Origin of the sequence: Anaerosphaera multitolerans (assembly GCF_004006535.1) — a bacterium.
In the GTDB taxonomy this organism is placed as follows: domain Bacteria; phylum Bacillota; class Clostridia; order Tissierellales; family Peptoniphilaceae; genus Anaerosphaera; species Anaerosphaera multitolerans.
In genome coordinates, this window is sequence record NZ_RLIH01000013.1 from 1 (window position 1) to 17,707 (window position 17,707).

Here is a 17,707-nt window from a genome sequence, read left to right on the forward strand (position 1 = left end):
TGGACAGTTAAAAGATCATGTGAAAGTAGATTTGGTACTTTATAGAGATGGAGTTGCAACAAATATAAAACCTGATAGTATATGGCCGGAAGGACCTGCTGATGAATTTACCTATAAGTGGGATAATCTTAAAAAATATAATAATTCCGGTAAAGAATACGTATATACTGTAAAAGAAAAATCTGTTCCAGAAGATTATGAAGTAGAGTACAGCAAAGATAATTTAACAGTTATCAATACCTATATTAAATCGCCCAACGAGTTAAAGATTACTAAAACTGTAGATAAAAGAGAAGTTATAGAAGATTCTAGAGAAAGAGTAACTTATACGATTAAGATTAAAAATATTTCTGATGGGATAGTTAAAGATGTTGATTTTTCAGATAACATGCCAAATTTATTGGAAAATATTAAAGTTGTAGTAGATGAAGATGATGAAGATAATGTTTCATTTGAAATTGTCGGAAATAAAGTAACAGGTGTAATAGATGAATTAAAGAAAAATGAAGAAGTAGAAATAAAGATTAGTGGAACATTAAAATCAAGTGATAGAGCAGGGGATATTTTTAAAAACATAGTAATTGTAGAAGGAAAAGAAACAGAATCCGGCGAGACAAAAGTAGTTGATAGAGATGATATTAGCGGTGGATATATACGTTGGAACTCAAGTGGAAAATCAAATGTGGTTTTAAATAAAGGAGAACATTTCGGTTATTTAATTGGATATCCTGATGGAACAATAAGACCAGAAGGAAGAATTTCAAGAGCTGAAGTATCTACAATTTTCTTTAGAATGATGACCGATGATTCAAGAAACAGTAATTGGAACACAACAAATGAATTTAATGATGTTAGAACCACCGATTGGTATAACAATGCTATTTCAACACTTAGTAAAGCTGAAGCTGTAACGGGTTATCCTGATGGAAGTTTTAAACCTAATGCAAAAATTACACGAGGAGAATTTGCTACAATGGCGTCAAGATTTTTGTCAGAAACAGGTGAATTAACTGATTATAAATTTACTGATACTAAAGGAAATTGGGCAGAAGAAGCCATAAGTAAATTAGCTTCAAAGGGTTTAATAAAAGGATATGAAGATGGCAGCTTTAGACCAGATCAGGAAATTACTAGGGCCGAAGCGGCAACGTTAATGAATGCAGTATTAGAAAGAGCGCCTCATAAAGATAATTTATTGTCAAATATGAAGAGATGGACAGATAATACAAATTCGAATTCTTGGTATTATGCTCAAATCCAGGAAGCTACCAATTCGCATACATTTACACGTGAATCGATAAATGATTTTGAAATCTGGAGAGAATTACTGTCTGTAAGAAATTGGGTACAGTATGAAAAAGAATGGAGTAATACTAATTCAACACAGAATTTAGGCGAGGTAATAGATAATCGCTAATCAAAGTTATAAGAGCTTCAAATTTTTAAAATTTACGGAGACCTTTTGATTGTTACAATTTAGGTCAAAAGGTCTCTATTTTAAAACTGGGAAATTTATTTCAGAGGCAATTGTACTTAATCATAAAATATAGTTAACCATAGTGTAACTTATTGTCTTTTATTATCTGTATAATAGCTTTAGATAAAATTAAGGAAGTTAGAGTTATTGGCTTATAATAATGTTTTGGTTTTGTTCCGGTAGTCCAAGTTCGATAAATATTAATATAAAAAATCAAAGGAATGTATGTAATTTTAATATTATTTAAAATTTAAGACATTTCATAAATATGTAGGTGAGAACATGAAAAAATTTATCTTACTTTTATTGTTTTTAATATCAATATTTTGTATATTTCCTAAAATCGGACTTTATTCATATTTATTTGATAAAAAAAACTACGATTATATAAACCAATCTTCTGTGGAAGCTATTTCTGATTTGAAACAATTAAGCCCTAAAACTGAAGAAGTTGCTAAGGAATTTCTAAAAGAATGTAAGATTAAGGGAATTTCAGTTCAGATAACGGAGACATATCAAACTGAATATAGAAATAATTATAATATGCAAGCTAATAATAGGGATTCGGATATGATTTGTAGTGAGAAGAAACATATGGAAGGAAGAGCTTTTGACATATGTAAATTAAATACAAATACTCCCTATGGAGATATAGAGTTTTTTAGAAGGTGTGCTGAGATTGGGAAAAAGGTTGGGCTAAGTCCTGGATTTTATTCTAAAGATAAGAGTATTGTACATTTTGAACTAAATCGTTGGTGGCTACCTTAATTATGTTAAGATTATTTAAATGAATTATAAAAGGTTGATATTATGGGATGTGTTTTTTTATCATTAGAGATATTGTTTTAAAAAACAATAAATTTAATTTTGTTTTTGATACAATCTTCAAGACTGTTTTAATGATAAAATATAATTTGAAAAATCTTATATAGTTATTAAGGTTTGATAAAATCTAATTTTAAAAAGGTATGATATTTAAAGTTCAATACTTATTTAAGTATAATTATCTTATAATAGAATCGAAAGAATTTTTGAGAATTTCAAAATATTATTAATCCATCAGTAAGTCGATTTTGCAAAGAAACATTTATAGATTACTTTAAAGTTCGATGAGATTTTACTGACCGATAGTTATAAAAACTTAAGGAAAGTAATATTCATTATTTAATATAAAGTTTACCAAAAAAGATTCGTCATTAGAAAATTTCAGGGAGAGATAATGTAAAAAATTTTATTAGAATGGTAAATACTTTAAAAGTAGTTGTATATGTATTATTGTTAAAAAACTTATAATTAATAAGTCAGTGTATTAGATTATTTAAATTCTTTTGTAGCATGCTATTAGTAATTTTAAATTGATATAGTTTTACACAATAAGATTATTTTAATTTAAATTTTCCTGTATATATTTTTTGTAACTAAATTTATTTAAGCTAAAAAGATTATGAATTGTAGAGGTTTATTTTAAATAAGTTAACTATTATAAACAAAAAATATAAAGATTATAAAAATGATAAGTACATTTCCAATAAAATAAAGAATATCATATTAACTATTATGGTATTCTTTATTTTATTGATGGTATAATTTTATTTCTTATTATAGATATAAGCGTAAAAGGGTGTATTATATTTTAATTTATAAATTTTTAGACTATTTATTGTAATAATAGATTAAATAGCTGTTTAATTGTTTCCATATAGTTTCTGCAAGATTTATTTAGGGTAGAATTTGAATAGTAGCTTTATTATAAATAATTTGAAAATTATAGTTGGTCAGGAGGTAGAAAATTGGAAAAACCTAAAATATATACTCTTTCTTTTAGCAGGGTATATCCTCTATATGTGGATAAGGTAGAGAAAAAGGGGAGAACTAAGGAAGAACTTCATGAAATTATTTTTTGGTTGACAGGATATGGTGAAAACGAATTACAGGAGCAACTGAAAAAGGAAGTTGACTTTGAAACATTTTTCAAAGAGGCTCCTAAAATCAACGAAAACATATCCCGGATTAAAGGTAGTATATGTGGAATTAAAGTAGAGAATATTGAAGATGATTTAACCCGACAAATCAGATCCCTTGATAAATTAGTAGATGAGCTTGCTAAGGGCAAGGATATTAATAAAATATTGAGAAGTTAATTAAGATTGAAATTAAATAGAAATAAAGTTTATTTGCAATACAACGATAGTGTCAATACTTTGGAAATATATAGTGATTGTAAGTTGGATTTTAGTGTGGAGATTTTGGAGGGATTGAATGAGTATTTTAAAAACTGCGCTAAAGACTATTTTTCAAAGGTCCTTTAAAGAACCTATTAAAATTATATTTTGGGATGGAGATTCAATTCAATTTAACGGAGAAGAACCAAAGTATGTAGTAACGTTTAATAAAAGCATTTCCGAAGAATTGTTAAGTGAAGATCCAACACTTGCTTTAGCTGAGGCATATATGGACGGAGACATTGATATTCAAGGAGATATTAAGGATTTAATTATTTCCCTTTACAGTACTAAGGACAGTTTTATTAAAGTAAAAAGCGGAATTCTAGCTGGTTTAGTAAGTAAAAGAAACAACAAAAAAGATAGTATAGAAAATGCGCAATACCATTATGATATAGGAAATGACTTTTACAGTTTATGGCTGGACGAGTCTATGATGTACTCCTGCGCTTATTTTAAAAGTGATGAAGATAATTTGAAAGTGGCACAAGAGAATAAGATAGACTATATACTAAAGAAGCTTTGGATTAAACCCGGACAAAAATTACTGGATATAGGCTGTGGTTGGGGAGAGCTTATAATTAAAGCTGCAAAAAGTTATGGCGCAAAATCCTATGGTATTACTTTAAGTGAGGAGCAGTACAAAACTATAAATAAAAAAATAAAAAAGGAAAATTTAGAAAATCAGGTTTTTGTAAAATTAATGGATTACAGAGATTTAAAAAATGAAACTTTTGATAGAGTTTTAAGTATTGGTATGCTTGAACATGTAGGTGAGGGAAATTTGCCTGATTATTTTAAGAAGGTATATGAGTTGTTAGTTGATGGCGGTATTTCTCTAGTACATTCAATTACGATGCCAAATGATGGCGCAAATAATATTTTTTTAAATAAATATATCTTTCCTGGTGGTTATGTGCCCGGAGTAAAACAAATAATTACTGAAATTGCAGAAAGAGGATTTAATCTACTTGATGTGGAAAGCTTAAGAAGACATTATGGTAAAACTCTTGAGATGTGGTATGAAAATTTTAAATCCAATTTATATACTATAAGACAAACTAAAGACGAGAGATTTATTAGAATGTGGACATTGTTCTTGCAAGGATGTGCAGGTTCTTTTTATTCGGGAAATATAGATTTGCATCAAGTTTTATTTTCAAAGGGTATTAATGATAATATTCCTTGGACAAGAGAATATATTTATAATTAATTAAAACAGAGCCATGAAGCTCTGTTTTATCATTGTACGCTTTAGCAAGATTAAACCACCAGCTATGCTGGTGGTAGGAAATACTAGCTTTAGCTTCAAGCAAAAAAATAACCTCACATGTTACAATAGTGTTGGTTTGCCGACCGCACTAAAAACAAAGGAGGTTATCTGTGGATAGCAATAGTTTATCACATACAAAATGGAATTGTAAGTATCACATTGTGTTCGCCCCAAAATATCGGAGACAAATCATTTATGGAAAATTAAAGGTAGATATTGGAAATATATTGAGAGAATTGTGTGAACGAAAGGGGATAGAAATAGTAGAAGCAGAATGTTGTCCGGATCATATCCACATGCTTGTAAAAATTCCACCAAAGTATAGTATTTCGCAAATTATGGGGTATTTGAAAGTGAAAAGCAGTTTAATTATATTTGACCGACACGCAAACTTAAAATATAAATATGGGAATCGACACTTTTGGTGTCGGGTATATTATGTAGATACAGTCGGTAAAAATGCAAAGAAAATAGAAGAATACATCAGAAATCAATTGAAAGAAGATTATATGGCAGATCAAATTAGTATGAGAGAATTTATTGACCCGTTTACGGGTGAGTCGGTAAATAAAGACAAGTAGTAAGGTGCTTTAGCATCCGTCAGAAAAAGCGGTGCGAGTGGCAGACCATTCAAAGCATGAAATGCTGCCGGTAATATGCCCTTATAGGGCTATGACAAACCGCCGGCTAAGCCGGCGGTCATGATTAGATTATTTTACTTGTATATTAAAATTCTCCTTTACTTCTTGCACTAACTTAGGATTTTCCGACAGTTCTATAGCTACTCCTAAGAAAGATTCAACTACCATTAAAAGTCGATTTTTTGCTTCTTCACTATTGGCATATTGTAAAAAAGCTTCTTCATGAACAAGTGCTTTACCATCACCAATACCTACATTGCCGTATAGTGTAGGACAGGCATAGCTCACATTTCCAATATCAGTAGAACCGGGTACTTCTTCTTCTTGACAAAGAGGTTCAAAACCCGAAAGTGCCATATGCTTTTCCATTAATTCTGCAAGAGTGGTATTTACTACTAAGTCATAATAGGTGTTTTCCGGATAATTGATCTTTAACTGAGCTCCAGTCATAAGCGATGCACCTTTGGCACAATTTTTTACTTTTTCATAGGTTTTTTCAAAGTAATCTTTTTTTGCTGCTCGTACATAAAACAAACATTTACAATGGTCCGGAATTGTATTTGCAGCATCCCCTCCTTTAGTAACTATGCCATGGATACGCACGTCGCTTTTTAGCTGTTGTCTAAGATAATTTATTCCTGTAAAAGTCAACATAACAGCATCAAGAGCATTAATTCCGTCTTCGGGATTAACAGAAGCGTGTGTAGCTTTGCCGGTAAATTCAAATTCCAAAGCTCCCATAGCAAGAGCTCGAGCCTTTAAGTTGGTATTTTTATAAAGATGCATTTGAAATGCAGCATCTATATTATCAAAGGCGCCGCCTTCTGCCATGTCAATTTTTCTTCCAGTTGTTTCCTCGGCAGGTGTACCAAAAACTACAATGGTTCCCTTAAAAAGTTCTTTGTCCTTAGCTAATAAAATGGCAGCTCCTACAGTTGAAGCCGCAATCCAGTTGTGTCCGCAGGCGTGTGCGGGTTTTTTATCAGGTCCATATCCAGGAAGAGCATCGTATTCTGCTAAAAAAGCAACAGTGGGACCATCACCATTTTTAAATTCAGCTCTAAAAGCAGTTTCCAAATCCATATATGGTTTTTCAACTTTAAAGCCCTCTTCTATTAACAGTTTAGTTAAATATGCTGAGGATTTGTATTCTTCGTCACCTAACTCCGGATTATTGAAAATATAGTCGCTAACTTCAAAAATCATATTTCTATTATCGTACACTTGAGTTTTAATTTTACTATGTAAATCTGTTAAGTTCATTTCAATTCTCCTTAATAATTGCTTTACTTAATTATAATCTATATAATGATTAATAAAATGTTATCACTATAAATTAACAAATTCAATAGACTAGTTTGTTAATGGTTATTAAGGAGGTCAATTTAGTGAATCGTAAGAAAAAGGGTTTTGCAATGCCCCACACCTACGTGATATTAGTAATTATGCTAATTATATCAATGGTGTTGTCGTGGTTTATACCATCAGGGGAGTATGAGAGGATTGAAGATGTAGAAACTGGAAGAATAATAGTTGTTGAAGGTTCTTATAAGCCAATGGAAAAAGAATATGTAACTCCTTTTCAAGCAGTAGGCGCCATAGCTGAAGGTATGGTTGAATCATCTGATATTATATTTTTTATTTTATTTGCCTATGGAATGGTTTACATGTTAATAAAGTCGGGTGCTTTTTTTGGAGGTATTGCCCAATTTTTAAAGGTCTTTAATGGTAAAGAGGCAATTATGCTACCTATTCTCATGTTTTTATTTGCACTGGCAGGCTCTACAGTGGGAATAAGCGAAGAGTTTTATGGTATTATACCTGTATTTGTAGGGATTGGTATAGCTATGGGCTATGATGGTTTAGTTGGAGGAAGTATAATTTGCCTTTCAATGGCAGTTGGTTTTTCGGCTAATACTACAAATCCTTTTAGCATAGGAATCGCACAAAGTTTAGCTGGTCTTCCAATGATGTCGGGAATGATTTATAGAATTATAATATTTTTAGTATTTACAAGTTTATCTATATTCTATGTAATGAGATATGCGAAAAAAGTGAAGGAAAATCCTGAATTAAGCTTGGTGAAAGATGTAAATTTCGGACATTTAAAGGGTATGAGTAGAGAGGAAATGGACAAACTTCCCTTTACAAATAGACATAAAATTTTACTGGGCATATTTGTGCTTTCAATAGTTTTAATGGTTTTGGGAACTATTATTGGAGGCTGGTACTTAAGAGAACTTTCAGCCCTTTTTATTATAATGATGGTAATTATTGGGTTGGTAGCCGGATTTAATTTTAGTGAAATCAGTAACTATTTTTTAGAAAGTGTTGGAGAGATTATTTTTGGGGCTTTAGTAGTAGGCCTTGCCAGATCTATAATGGTTGTGCTTACAGAGGCTAATATAATTGATTCTGTTGTATTTTATACTTCAAATTTGTTATTAAAGACATCAAAGTATATTGGTGCTGTAGGGATGTTATTGTTCCAAAATTTACTTAACTTTTTTATAACTTCCAACTCAGGTCAGGCAGCAGTAGCTATTCCCTTAATGGCTCCAATTGGAGATATGATAGGCTTAACTCGTCAGACTACTGTTTTAGCCTATACTTTCGGAGCTGGTTTTTCTGATATATTTTGGCCTACGGGATGCGCAGTAATGTGTGGACTTATGGGAGTACCAATGGATAAATGGTATAAATTTATTACGCCTCTTTTCTTAATGATGGTGGCCTTGGAAATTGTTTTTTTACTCTTGGCAGTTTGGTTTGGATATGGTCCCTTTTAAGAAAGTTAAGATTTCAATAGTAAAACAGAGAATTTTGATTCTCTGTTTTTTAAATTCATCTATGTTTATCCATTTTAACTATAAATAAAGCGCCAAGGATTACTGCTGCAAGTTGAGCCGTCGGTATAGATAACCACACGCCGTCAATACCAAGTAAAGGCGGTAGTATAAAGTTTAGCAATATCAATATAAAAACAGGTTCTCCATAGATTATAAGGTAGGATAATCTATTTTTATTAGTTGCATAGAAGTAGGAGGTAGTTATTCTAGTAAAAGAATAGAATAAAAAGGTTATACAAAATATTGGCAGTATTTTAGTTGTTATTAGTGCAACATCTGAAGACGCTCCAAAGACAACTGGAATTTGTCTTCGTAGTAGAAAAACCAAAAAAGCATAAGAAGCTGCAACTATAAAAGAAAATTTATATGCCAAGTTTCGAATTTGTATAGCTCCATCTGTATCTTTTTCTCCGGTATACATACTTATAAGAGGTTGACAGCCGTCGCCAATACCCTGTAACAATAGTTGAATAAAAGAAACTACATAGCTAACAACAGAATAGGCTGCTACAGCCTTAACTCCTCCGTAAATTACTGAAAATTTGTTCATCATAATTAAAATTACATAGGGAGCCACAGCAAGTCCAAAAGGTGATAGTCCTATTCTTACTATGGAGCTCCTAAGTTTTTTAATAGGTTTAAAATCATCAGGATGTAATTGGCGTACAAACTTGTATAAAAATGGAGTTAAAGGCAATAAAGTTGCAAATTGACCTATAATTGTTGCCCATGCAGCTCCTGCCATTCCATACTTCAAAACTGATACAAAAAGCCAATCTAAGACAATATTTATAATAAAACCTAAGATCATAGCAATCATTGCCAGGTTTGGTCTTCTTAAATTACGAATAATGGGAGAAAATCCATTTGCTAAAATTTGAAAAGAAGATCCAAGTACTATCCAGAATAAATATTCCATTGAATATTTAAGTATAGTTCCTTCAGCTCCGAAAATAACTAAAATAGGTTTTGAAAATAACAGTAAAAAAGCAGTGAGAAAAATACAGGCAATTGCAAGTAATGAAAGTGTACTGCCTAAGTATTTTCTTTCAGTGTGAATATCTTTTTTCCCTAAAGAAATAGACATACCTACTGCGCCGCCGAGTCCGATTCCTGTACCTGTAGCCTGAATTAAGACGACTAGGGGATAGGAGAAGTTAATAGCGGATAAGCCTGCATCTCCTACATTTCTTCCAATAAAAAGCCCATCAACAATTGAATATAAGCCTGAAAAGGCAAAAGCAAGCATTGATGGAAGCACGAATTTATAAAAATTTTTTTTCATAAGTCATTCTCCTTTTAAGAAATTTATGCTAACCTATAGAAGAGGATACACCTTAAAGTAGGTTTAATGTCAATAGGAGAATAAAATGAAAAAACAAATTAGTTCAGTGGCTAATATGCTTGATATACCGGCATCTAAATTACGTTATTGGGATAAAAAAGGATTGATTCGTTTTGAGCGAGATTTGGAAAATAACTATAGAGTTTTTTCAAATCAAACTATTATGGATATTTGCGATATTATTTTTTATCGCGACCTATATATGCCGATAAAAGATATTCAGGAGCTTTATTCAAAAGAATACTTTGATTTAAATGAACTTTTTCAAGAAAATAAAAAATCGCTTTTAAATCAAATATCTAAATTGGAAAAATCAGTGGAAAAAATTGATAAGAGAATAGAGGCTTTAAATACTATAGAAAAATTAAAAAGTGAAGGATTTAAAATTGAAAAATATAAATTAAAAGAAATTAATCATTTTGATTTTGAAAACCAAAGTCATGTAGAAAGCTATTTGGAAAATCCTGAGGAAACCATAATTTTTGTATCTCCTAAAGAAGGAGATAAATTTAAATATGGGATTTTTTCTGAATATGGAAAGACTATAAGAGAAAAAGACAGTGGATTAAATTTATATCTAGTGGGATTGTTTTGGGTTAGTACGGAAGATAAAATTTCCAACTTACAAGAATTTATAGATAAGGCAAAAGAATTAAACTATATTCCGGGATCTCTTGTAGGAGAATATTTAATTACCACAGGTAAAGATATTAAAACGGACTATTATATTGGAAGAATGGAATTAAAGTAGTTAGTTTAAATATTGAATTTTAAAGGTGATAAGATGTCAACTAAAAGTAATTTATTTAAGGGATTGAGTTTTTCAGAAATTGAAGATTTTTTAAATAATAATTTTGCAAAGTATTTGAAATTTAAAAAAGGGGAAGAGGTATTTTTACAGGGAGAAAAGCCTGAATATCTTTTTATATTGGAAAGAGGTTCAGTTGTAGTTGAAAATACTAACTCCAGTGGCAAACGAAGCATAGTTAACATATTTAATGAAAGGGGAACGGTCTTTGGAGAAGTATATCTGTACTTAGAGGGAGAATATGATTATAGTTGTTTTTCCAACGAAGATACAGAAGTATTGGCAATACCTAAGAAAGCTTTAGAGTTTAACGAAAATATAGATAAAATTAAAACTATACTTTTAAATAATATGTTGTCTATTTTAGCTGCAAAGGCGCTTTACTTAAATAAAAAGCTTTTAATTTCAAGTAGTTATTCATTAAGAGAGAAGTTAGCTAAGTTTTTTATGGAACAGGCTATAGATGAAAAAACAGTTAACTTAAACTTTACTAGAGAAGAACTGGCTGACTACTTAGGTGCTACAAGACCTTCCATATCTAGAGAACTTATGAATATGCATAATGATGGTTTAATAGAAGTTGGTAGAAAAAATATAAAGATAAACAAAGAGGAGTTGGAAAAGTTTCTATGATAATGTAACAAATGTTACGGAATGAAATATTTTAATAGTATATTCTCTATTTATAGAAGAAATGGGGGATATTATGGGAAATAAAATGTTTTGTTATCAATGTCAAGAAACAGCAAAAAATATAGGTTGTACAGAAGTAGGAGTATGTGGTAAAAATGCTGATGTAGCTAATAAGCAGGATATGTTGATTTGGTTGACTAAGGGTATTTCTGAAATTGTGACAAGACTTAGATCTGAGGGATACGAAGTTCCTTACTATATAAATGAAATAGTTACTGATAACTTATTTACTACTATAACTAATGCAAATTTTGATGAAAAAGTAATTGAAGATAGGATAATTCTTACACTAGGAGAAAAAGAAAATCTTTACAATAGTTTAAAGGATAAAGAAGATTTTTCAGAAGCTGCGTTATATAGTGATTTATCTATAGAAAATATCTCTGAAAAGAGCAAGGTTGTGGGTGTTCTTTCCACTTCAGATGAAGATATTAAAAGTCTAAGAGAATTAATTGTATATGGTTTAAAAGGACTTAGCGCATACACTAAACATGCGGAAGTACTGCTAAACAACAATGAAGAAATTAATATATTTATTCAAAAAGCTCTTGCAAAAACTTTAGATGATTCATTGGGTGGCGAAGATCTGATAAACTTGGTGTTGGAAACCGGGAAATATGGTGTCTTAGCTATGGAGGAACTGGATAAAGCTAATACCAAAGCCTATGGTAATCCGGAAATTACTAAAGTAAATATAGGAGTTAGAAATAATCCGGGAATTTTAATTTCAGGACATGACTTAAGGGATATGGAAATGTTGTTGAAACAAAGTCAAGGAAGTGGAGTGGATATCTATACTCATTCAGAAATGTTGCCTGCAAACTATTATCCTGAATTTAAAAAATATGATAATTTTGTTGGAAATTATGGAAATGCTTGGTGGAAACAAAGAGAAGAATTTGAGTCATTTAACGGACCTATTTTAATGACGACAAATTGTATCGTCCCACCAAAGGAAAGTTATCAAGATAGGTTATTTACAACGGGGATGGCAGGATTTCCCGGCTGTAAACATATAGATGGCAATGTAGGTGAAGAAAAAGACTTTTCAGAACTTATAGAGCTTGCAAAAAGATGCGAAAGTCCAAAAGAAATTGAAACAGGTGAAATTATTGGAGGTTTTGCACACAACCAAGTTTTTCAATTAGCAGATAAAATTGTAGATGCGGTTAAAAGCGGAGCAATTAAAAAATTTGTAGTAATGGCAGGGTGTGACGGAAGACAAAAGGGAAGAAATTACTATAGTGATTTTGCAAAGTCTCTTCCAAAGGACAGTGTCATACTTACTGCAGGGTGTGCTAAGTATAGATATAATAAGTTGAATTTGGGAGACATCGGCGGAATTCCTAGAGTACTTGATGCAGGTCAGTGTAATGATTCCTATTCCTTAGTTGTTATTGCTCTTAAGTTAAAGGAAATATTTAACTTAAAAGATATAAATGAACTACCTATTATATACAATATTGCATGGTATGAACAAAAGGCAGTAATAGTTTTGTTATCTCTATTGTATCTAGGAGTTAAGGATATTCACTTAGGGCCAACTCTTCCGGGATTTTTATCTAAAAATGTAGCTGATATTTTAGTTAGAGAGTTTGGAATATCAGGAATAGGTACTGTTGAAGAGGATATTGAATTGTTTTTTCCTGAAGCTAAAGAATTAAAAAGTTCAATTGACGAAGACTTTACAATTGGACAATTGGTTATGAAGCATCCTGAGACAGCACCGGTGCTTATGAGTATGGGAATGCACTGTCTAGGCTGTCCTGCATCTCAAAATGAAACTTTAAAAGAAGCGTCAATGGTCCATGGATTTAATTTAAATGAGCTTTTAGATAAAATAAATGAAATCATTATAGAGCAAGATTTAAAGATGGTATGATTTTCAATCTAAGTATTATAAAAGGAGCAAGTATGTTTACCATAGAATTTTTAAAAAAAGAGCATGAAAAAATAATAGAAGTAGTGGATAAAGTTGAAGAAAATTGTATTTCTATAATGAATGGACGAGAATTAAATGTTAATTTTTATAGAGTGTTAATTGAGTATATTAGAAAATTTGCCGATTCAACTCACCATAAAAAAGAAGAGGATATACTTTTTAAATACATGGTAGATAATTTGGGAGAAGTAGCGGAAAAATTAGTAAAAAGCGGAATGTTAACAGAGCATCAAATGGCGAGGTACTATGTAAGTGAACTTGAGAATTATTTAAATGATTATGAAGAATCCAAATCTGATAAAAGTAAAGTTCAAGTATTAGCTAATGCAATGAGTTATGTAAACTTATTGAGAATTCATGTGGATAAGGAAAATAATGTGGTATATCCCTTTGGTGAAAGAAGTTTGACTAAAGAACTGCTTTCTGAAATAGATTCGGAAATGAAGTCAAAAATAAAACTAGAAGAGCAAAATGAGGAAAGGAGAAAAGAGTTACTAGATAAGTTGTTTTCTCTTTAACTCAAGTTCGTATTTAGACAGTAGGGAAGTTTTAAAGAGTCAGTTGTTTACTGACTCTTTTATAATTTTATAAGTTTGTATCTATCAATTCTTCTATTTTCCAGAGTTCCGACTTGTTGCCTTATAGCTTTTACATAATCCAAGTTGATTTCTGCAGTAGTTAATCCTTCAAAGTCTGAGGACTTAGCTATAATATCTCCCCAAGGATCTACTACTAATGACTTGGCATAGGCCTGAAATTTTGGCTTTTTACCTATTTGAGCTGCGGCAATTACATAGGCCCCGTTTTCAATAGCCCTTGCTCTTAAAAGAGTTTCCCAATGGTCTTTGCCTGTATTAATAGTAAAGTTAGATGGTACAAATAAAATTTCCGCGCCTTCAAGAACCATTAATCTATAGAGTTCGGGAAATCTCATATCGTAACATATGGACATTCCCCAAGTCCCAAGTTCTTTAGTGTCTAATACTACAATTTCTTCACCGGGCATTATTTTATTGGATTCTTTAATAGTAGGCCCGTTTTCAATGGTAACGTCAAAGGGATGTAGTTTTACATACTTGCTCATTAACTCGCCTTTCGGGTTTATAATAAATGAGGTATTACTAGGTCTATCATATTCATTGCTTTTTTCATATATGCTTCCTGCATGAATCCAAATTTGATTTTTAATTGCTAGGTTTGCCAGAAAATTAAAAGTTTTTCCATCAGGAATATTTTCAGCGTGAGCAGAGGGGTCTTTCCCAATATAATTGGAGTTTTCAGGAAGAGCCACAAGTTTGCATCCCTTTGTACTAGCTTCTTCAATATAGTATTTGATTTTATTTAAATTTTCTTCTAAGTTGTCTTGTGTATCTAATTGTATAAGACCTATAGAATATTTGTTCATAATTGCCTCCTTAAAAGTAAAAGTATGATAACATATTGTTAACTGTCACAATTAAAATATGTAAAAAAATTAAAAGTTAGGAAGTGATTATCTGTGAAACATGAGTGGAGAAAACATGAAAAAGAGCTTTATAGCACTAAAAAGAAACCAACAATATTAACAGTTCCAAAGCAAAAGTACATAATGATTAAAGGGAAGGGAAATCCCAATAACGAAGATTTTTCTCGCAAAATAGGAGTCCTAATGTCAATAGCATACCCCATAAAAATGAATTATAAACGATTTTGCAAAAACAACTTAGAAATTGATGAAGAATTTCATTGTACTGATTACACTGTATATCCTTTAGAGGGACTTTGGACTAAGGAAAAGGAAAATAGTAATAATAAAGACGATTTTATATATACTATTATGGTAAGACAACCTGACTTTATTAGTGAAGAAATGTTTGATGAGGCTATTAAAACAGTTAAGAAGAAAAAACCTGATGATTTATTAGAAGAAGTAAGCTTTGGTGAAATTGAGGACGGGTTATGTGTTCAAATGCTTCATATAGGGTCTTATGACAGTGAAGATAATACTTTTAAGTTAATGGATGAATTAGTAAAAGAGGGCGGATACATTAGAAGTGATAGTTACCATAGAGAAATTTATTTAAGTGACGCAAGGAGAGTGGAATCAAATAAATTAAAGACTATACTTAGATATAAAATAAAAAAGAAATAGTTTTAAATATTTACTATAATTAATAGTGCTTAGATCTAGAAAAAAGAAAAGTGGGACTGTGAACCTGTTAAAAAAAGTCTTTTAGATAACCAAAAGACTTTTTTTGTTGAAACTAGTTACTATCATTTAGATTATATCCTTCGCCAATTATAACGGTTCTGTTTTCTCCATCCCAACTTATATCTGAGCCTAATTGTTCCACTACAAAACGTAGAGGTACAAAAGTGTGATTGTCTATAATTTTAGGGGGAACCTCCAAACTGAAACTTAGTACTTCATTATCTATGGATCTGCCTTCTGCAATTGTTTTTCCTATAGTAAGTTCAAGATAGTTGTTTTCATTTTGAATAGTTACTTTTCTTGCATTTTCATTCCAACTAATTTCATAATTCAGTTGTTCTGCAACTGCCTTAATTGGTGCTAAAGTTATATTTTCCTCAATAAATGGAGCAACTTCACTTTGTACATATTCTCCATTAATCCAAATTTTAATTTCTTCCTGTGCTTGTACGTTCTTTGGAATTATGAAAAATAATAAAATAAATATTAAATTTAAATTTTTTTTCATACTAAATCTCCTTTAACAGTTCAGCAGGATTTTAACTTATGCAATATATTTTTAAAGCTTAAAATTTGTTTAGAAATTCCTGTTAAGAATTGTCTTATGGTTTTTCCATTTCAATTATTAAAAGGTGAGAAGTGTTGCCGGCATAAATGGAAATATCTTCTTCAACAATTTCAAGAGCATCTCTTTCACCAAGGACAATTCCATTTACATCCATTTCTCCCTCAACAGCTATTAAGTAAGCTTGTCTTCCCGGATTGACTTTAAAATCCAAGGTATCATCTCTAAGAATTAAAGAGGAGTATATATGAACATCGGCATGAACCTGAATGGGAAATTTCTTATCTCCATCACCGGAGGCTATTGGCATCCATCTATTAACTCTGTCTTCCCACTTTAGGTGTAAATCGCCATAGTTTGGAGTATAACCTTCTTTATTTGGTAAAATCCAAATTTGAAGAAAGCGCAATACTTCATGACCATAGTTGTGTTCTCCATGTTTCACACCGGTTCCCGCGCTCATATATTGAACCTGTCCCCGAGTTAATTTTCGGCGATTGCCCATATTATCAGTATGAGTAAGCTCACCTTCTACAACATATGATATTATTTCCATATTTTCGTGAAAGTGTTTATTAAATCCGGTCCCGGCTCCAACTAAATCATCGTTTACAACCCTTAAAACTCCAAATTGAATATTATTTGGATTGTAATAATCTGCAAAAGAAAAATGGTGGAAACTATCTAACCAATGTGAATTACTATGTCCCATACTATCTCTTTTTATGTGTCTTAGCATATTAACCTCCTTTAAGTTAATTATACTTTCAACCTGTCTTTAAAAAAATACCCATTAAATAACATTTTAATCTGTGCTTTTAAACTGATTATTTTAAATATATAATTGTAAAAGCTAATATGCTAAGATAAAATGGAGTTATAAAATAGTTTAGTAGGTGGTTAAATGTTACCCATAGATAGAAAAAATAAAATATATAATCTTTTTTTAGAAAGAAAAACTTTGACTATTAAAGAGCTGGCAAAGGAGTTTGACGTTTCGGAGCAAACTATTAGAAGAGATTTTAAAGAGCTAGAAGATGGTGATATTATTACAATGTTTTACGGTGGAGGAACAATTAATGAAGTATCATTGTCTAAAAAGAACGTTGAATTTTCAGTAAGACAGAAATTAACTATTAGGGAAAAGGAAGAAATTGCAAGACTGACCTATGATAAAGTAAAACCAAATGAATCCATATATATGGACAACTCATCTACAGTTTTGGCTATGTTGGACTTTATAGATGATGTACCGGTTACTATAGTTACAAATGCAATTATGGTTTCATATAGACTTTTAAATTTTAAAAATATAAATTTAGTTCAGCTTGGCGGAGTAATAGATATAAGAAATAAATGTACTTCAGATAGTACATGTTTGGAAATGATTGATAATTACAATTTTGAAAAGAGTTTTATTTCATGCAGTTCCATATCTATGGTTAACGGAATAACTGATTCTAACGTAGCAATTTCATCAGTTAGAAAAAAAGTTATAGAGCATTCAAAGGAAGTATATTTATTAGTTGATCATACGAAGTTTGATAAAATTTCTCTCGTTCATATATCAGATTTTGAAAAGATAGATTACTTAATAACTAACAGAAAGCCTAGTGATGAATGGGAGGAATTTTTAGCGGAGAGTGACGTTAAAATTTTATATGGGAATTATTGAATTAAGAATATTTTAAGAGAGTTTAA

17 protein-coding genes are annotated in these 17,707 nt (G+C 30.9%); 12 read left to right on the top strand and 5 right to left on the bottom strand.

Features of this window, described 5'->3' with window-relative positions:
• The 5 genes from EF514_RS08365 to tnpA all read left to right on the top strand — a co-directional run.
• Positions 1-1,417: S-layer homology domain-containing protein (locus EF514_RS08365; RefSeq protein ID WP_127724993.1), on the top strand; the 1,417-nt coding region annotated here is incomplete at its 5' end.
• 342 nt (positions 1,418-1,759) lie between these two features.
• Positions 1,760-2,245 carry a M15 family metallopeptidase domain-containing protein gene (locus tag EF514_RS08370; protein WP_127724994.1) on the top strand — a complete coding sequence of 162 codons (486 nt, stop codon included), beginning with the start codon at positions 1,760-1,762 and terminating at the stop codon, positions 2,243-2,245.
• 1,022 nt (positions 2,246-3,267) lie between these two features.
• The gene (locus EF514_RS08375; protein WP_127724995.1) at positions 3,268-3,618 is read left to right on the top strand and encodes a DUF2200 domain-containing protein; all 351 of its coding nucleotides are present in this window, start codon (positions 3,268-3,270) and stop codon (positions 3,616-3,618) included.
• A gap of 118 nt (positions 3,619-3,736) precedes the next feature.
• A complete protein-coding gene (locus EF514_RS08380) occupies positions 3,737-4,912 on the top strand; it encodes an SAM-dependent methyltransferase (RefSeq protein WP_127724996.1) in 1,176 nt (391 codons plus the stop codon).
• A gap of 170 nt (positions 4,913-5,082) precedes the next feature.
• Positions 5,083-5,553 (top strand): IS200/IS605 family transposase, encoded by a 471-nt coding sequence (gene tnpA, locus EF514_RS08385; RefSeq protein ID WP_127724997.1) that lies wholly within the window; start codon positions 5,083-5,085, stop codon positions 5,551-5,553.
• Positions 5,554-5,682: 129 nt separating this feature from the next.
• On the opposite strand, the gene EF514_RS08390 is transcribed toward tnpA, so the two are convergent.
• Positions 5,683-6,876, bottom strand: coding sequence for a M20 family metallopeptidase (locus EF514_RS08390; protein ID WP_205666414.1), 1,194 nt, complete (start codon positions 6,874-6,876; stop codon positions 5,683-5,685).
• Positions 6,877-7,001: 125 nt separating this feature from the next.
• Between EF514_RS08390 and EF514_RS08395 the strand changes: the two genes are divergently transcribed.
• Entirely contained in the window at positions 7,002-8,402 is a 1,401-nt protein-coding gene (locus EF514_RS08395; RefSeq protein ID WP_205666416.1) for a YfcC family protein, read from the top strand.
• A 55-nt stretch (positions 8,403-8,457) separates the two neighbouring features.
• Here EF514_RS08395 and EF514_RS08400 read toward each other — a convergent pair whose 3' ends face one another.
• Positions 8,458-9,747: an MATE family efflux transporter gene (locus tag EF514_RS08400; RefSeq protein WP_127724999.1), complete on the bottom strand. Its 1,290-nt coding sequence runs from the start codon at positions 9,745-9,747 to the stop codon at positions 8,458-8,460.
• Between the two features lie 85 nt (positions 9,748-9,832).
• On the opposite strand from EF514_RS08400, the gene EF514_RS08405 reads away from it, so the two are divergent.
• From EF514_RS08405 to EF514_RS08420, 4 genes are all read left to right on the top strand, one after another.
• Positions 9,833-10,558, top strand: coding sequence for a MerR family transcriptional regulator (locus EF514_RS08405; protein WP_127725000.1), 726 nt, complete (start codon positions 9,833-9,835; stop codon positions 10,556-10,558).
• A 33-nt stretch (positions 10,559-10,591) separates the two neighbouring features.
• On the top strand, positions 10,592-11,248 hold the full coding sequence (locus EF514_RS08410) for a Crp/Fnr family transcriptional regulator (RefSeq protein WP_127725001.1): 657 nt from the start codon (positions 10,592-10,594) through the stop codon (positions 11,246-11,248).
• Positions 11,249-11,321: 73 nt separating this feature from the next.
• Entirely contained in the window at positions 11,322-13,190 is a 1,869-nt protein-coding gene (gene hcp / locus EF514_RS08415) for a hydroxylamine reductase (protein WP_127725002.1), read from the top strand.
• A gap of 32 nt (positions 13,191-13,222) precedes the next feature.
• Positions 13,223-13,768, top strand: a complete 546-nt coding sequence (locus EF514_RS08420; RefSeq protein WP_127725003.1) for a hemerythrin domain-containing protein — start codon at positions 13,223-13,225, stop codon at positions 13,766-13,768.
• Positions 13,769-13,827: 59 nt separating this feature from the next.
• On the opposite strand, the gene EF514_RS08425 is transcribed toward EF514_RS08420, so the two are convergent.
• Complete coding sequence (locus EF514_RS08425; protein WP_127725004.1) at positions 13,828-14,655, bottom strand: carbon-nitrogen hydrolase family protein; 828 nt, start codon at positions 14,653-14,655, stop codon at positions 13,828-13,830.
• A 93-nt stretch (positions 14,656-14,748) separates the two neighbouring features.
• Between EF514_RS08425 and EF514_RS08430 the strand changes: the two genes are divergently transcribed.
• Complete coding sequence (locus tag EF514_RS08430) at positions 14,749-15,381, top strand: GyrI-like domain-containing protein (RefSeq protein WP_127725005.1); 633 nt, start codon at positions 14,749-14,751, stop codon at positions 15,379-15,381.
• 112 nt (positions 15,382-15,493) lie between these two features.
• On the opposite strand, the gene EF514_RS08435 is transcribed toward EF514_RS08430, so the two are convergent.
• Positions 15,494-15,949, bottom strand: coding sequence for a copper amine oxidase N-terminal domain-containing protein (locus tag EF514_RS08435; protein ID WP_127725006.1), 456 nt, complete (start codon positions 15,947-15,949; stop codon positions 15,494-15,496).
• A gap of 94 nt (positions 15,950-16,043) precedes the next feature.
• The gene (locus EF514_RS08440) at positions 16,044-16,745 is read right to left on the bottom strand and encodes a pirin family protein (protein WP_127725007.1); all 702 of its coding nucleotides are present in this window, start codon (positions 16,743-16,745) and stop codon (positions 16,044-16,046) included.
• Between the two features lie 165 nt (positions 16,746-16,910).
• Here EF514_RS08440 and EF514_RS08445 point away from each other — a divergent pair, with 165 nt between their 5' ends.
• On the top strand, positions 16,911-17,681 hold the full coding sequence (locus tag EF514_RS08445) for a DeoR/GlpR family DNA-binding transcription regulator (protein WP_127725008.1): 771 nt from the start codon (positions 16,911-16,913) through the stop codon (positions 17,679-17,681).
• Positions 17,682-17,707 lie beyond the last annotated feature (26 nt).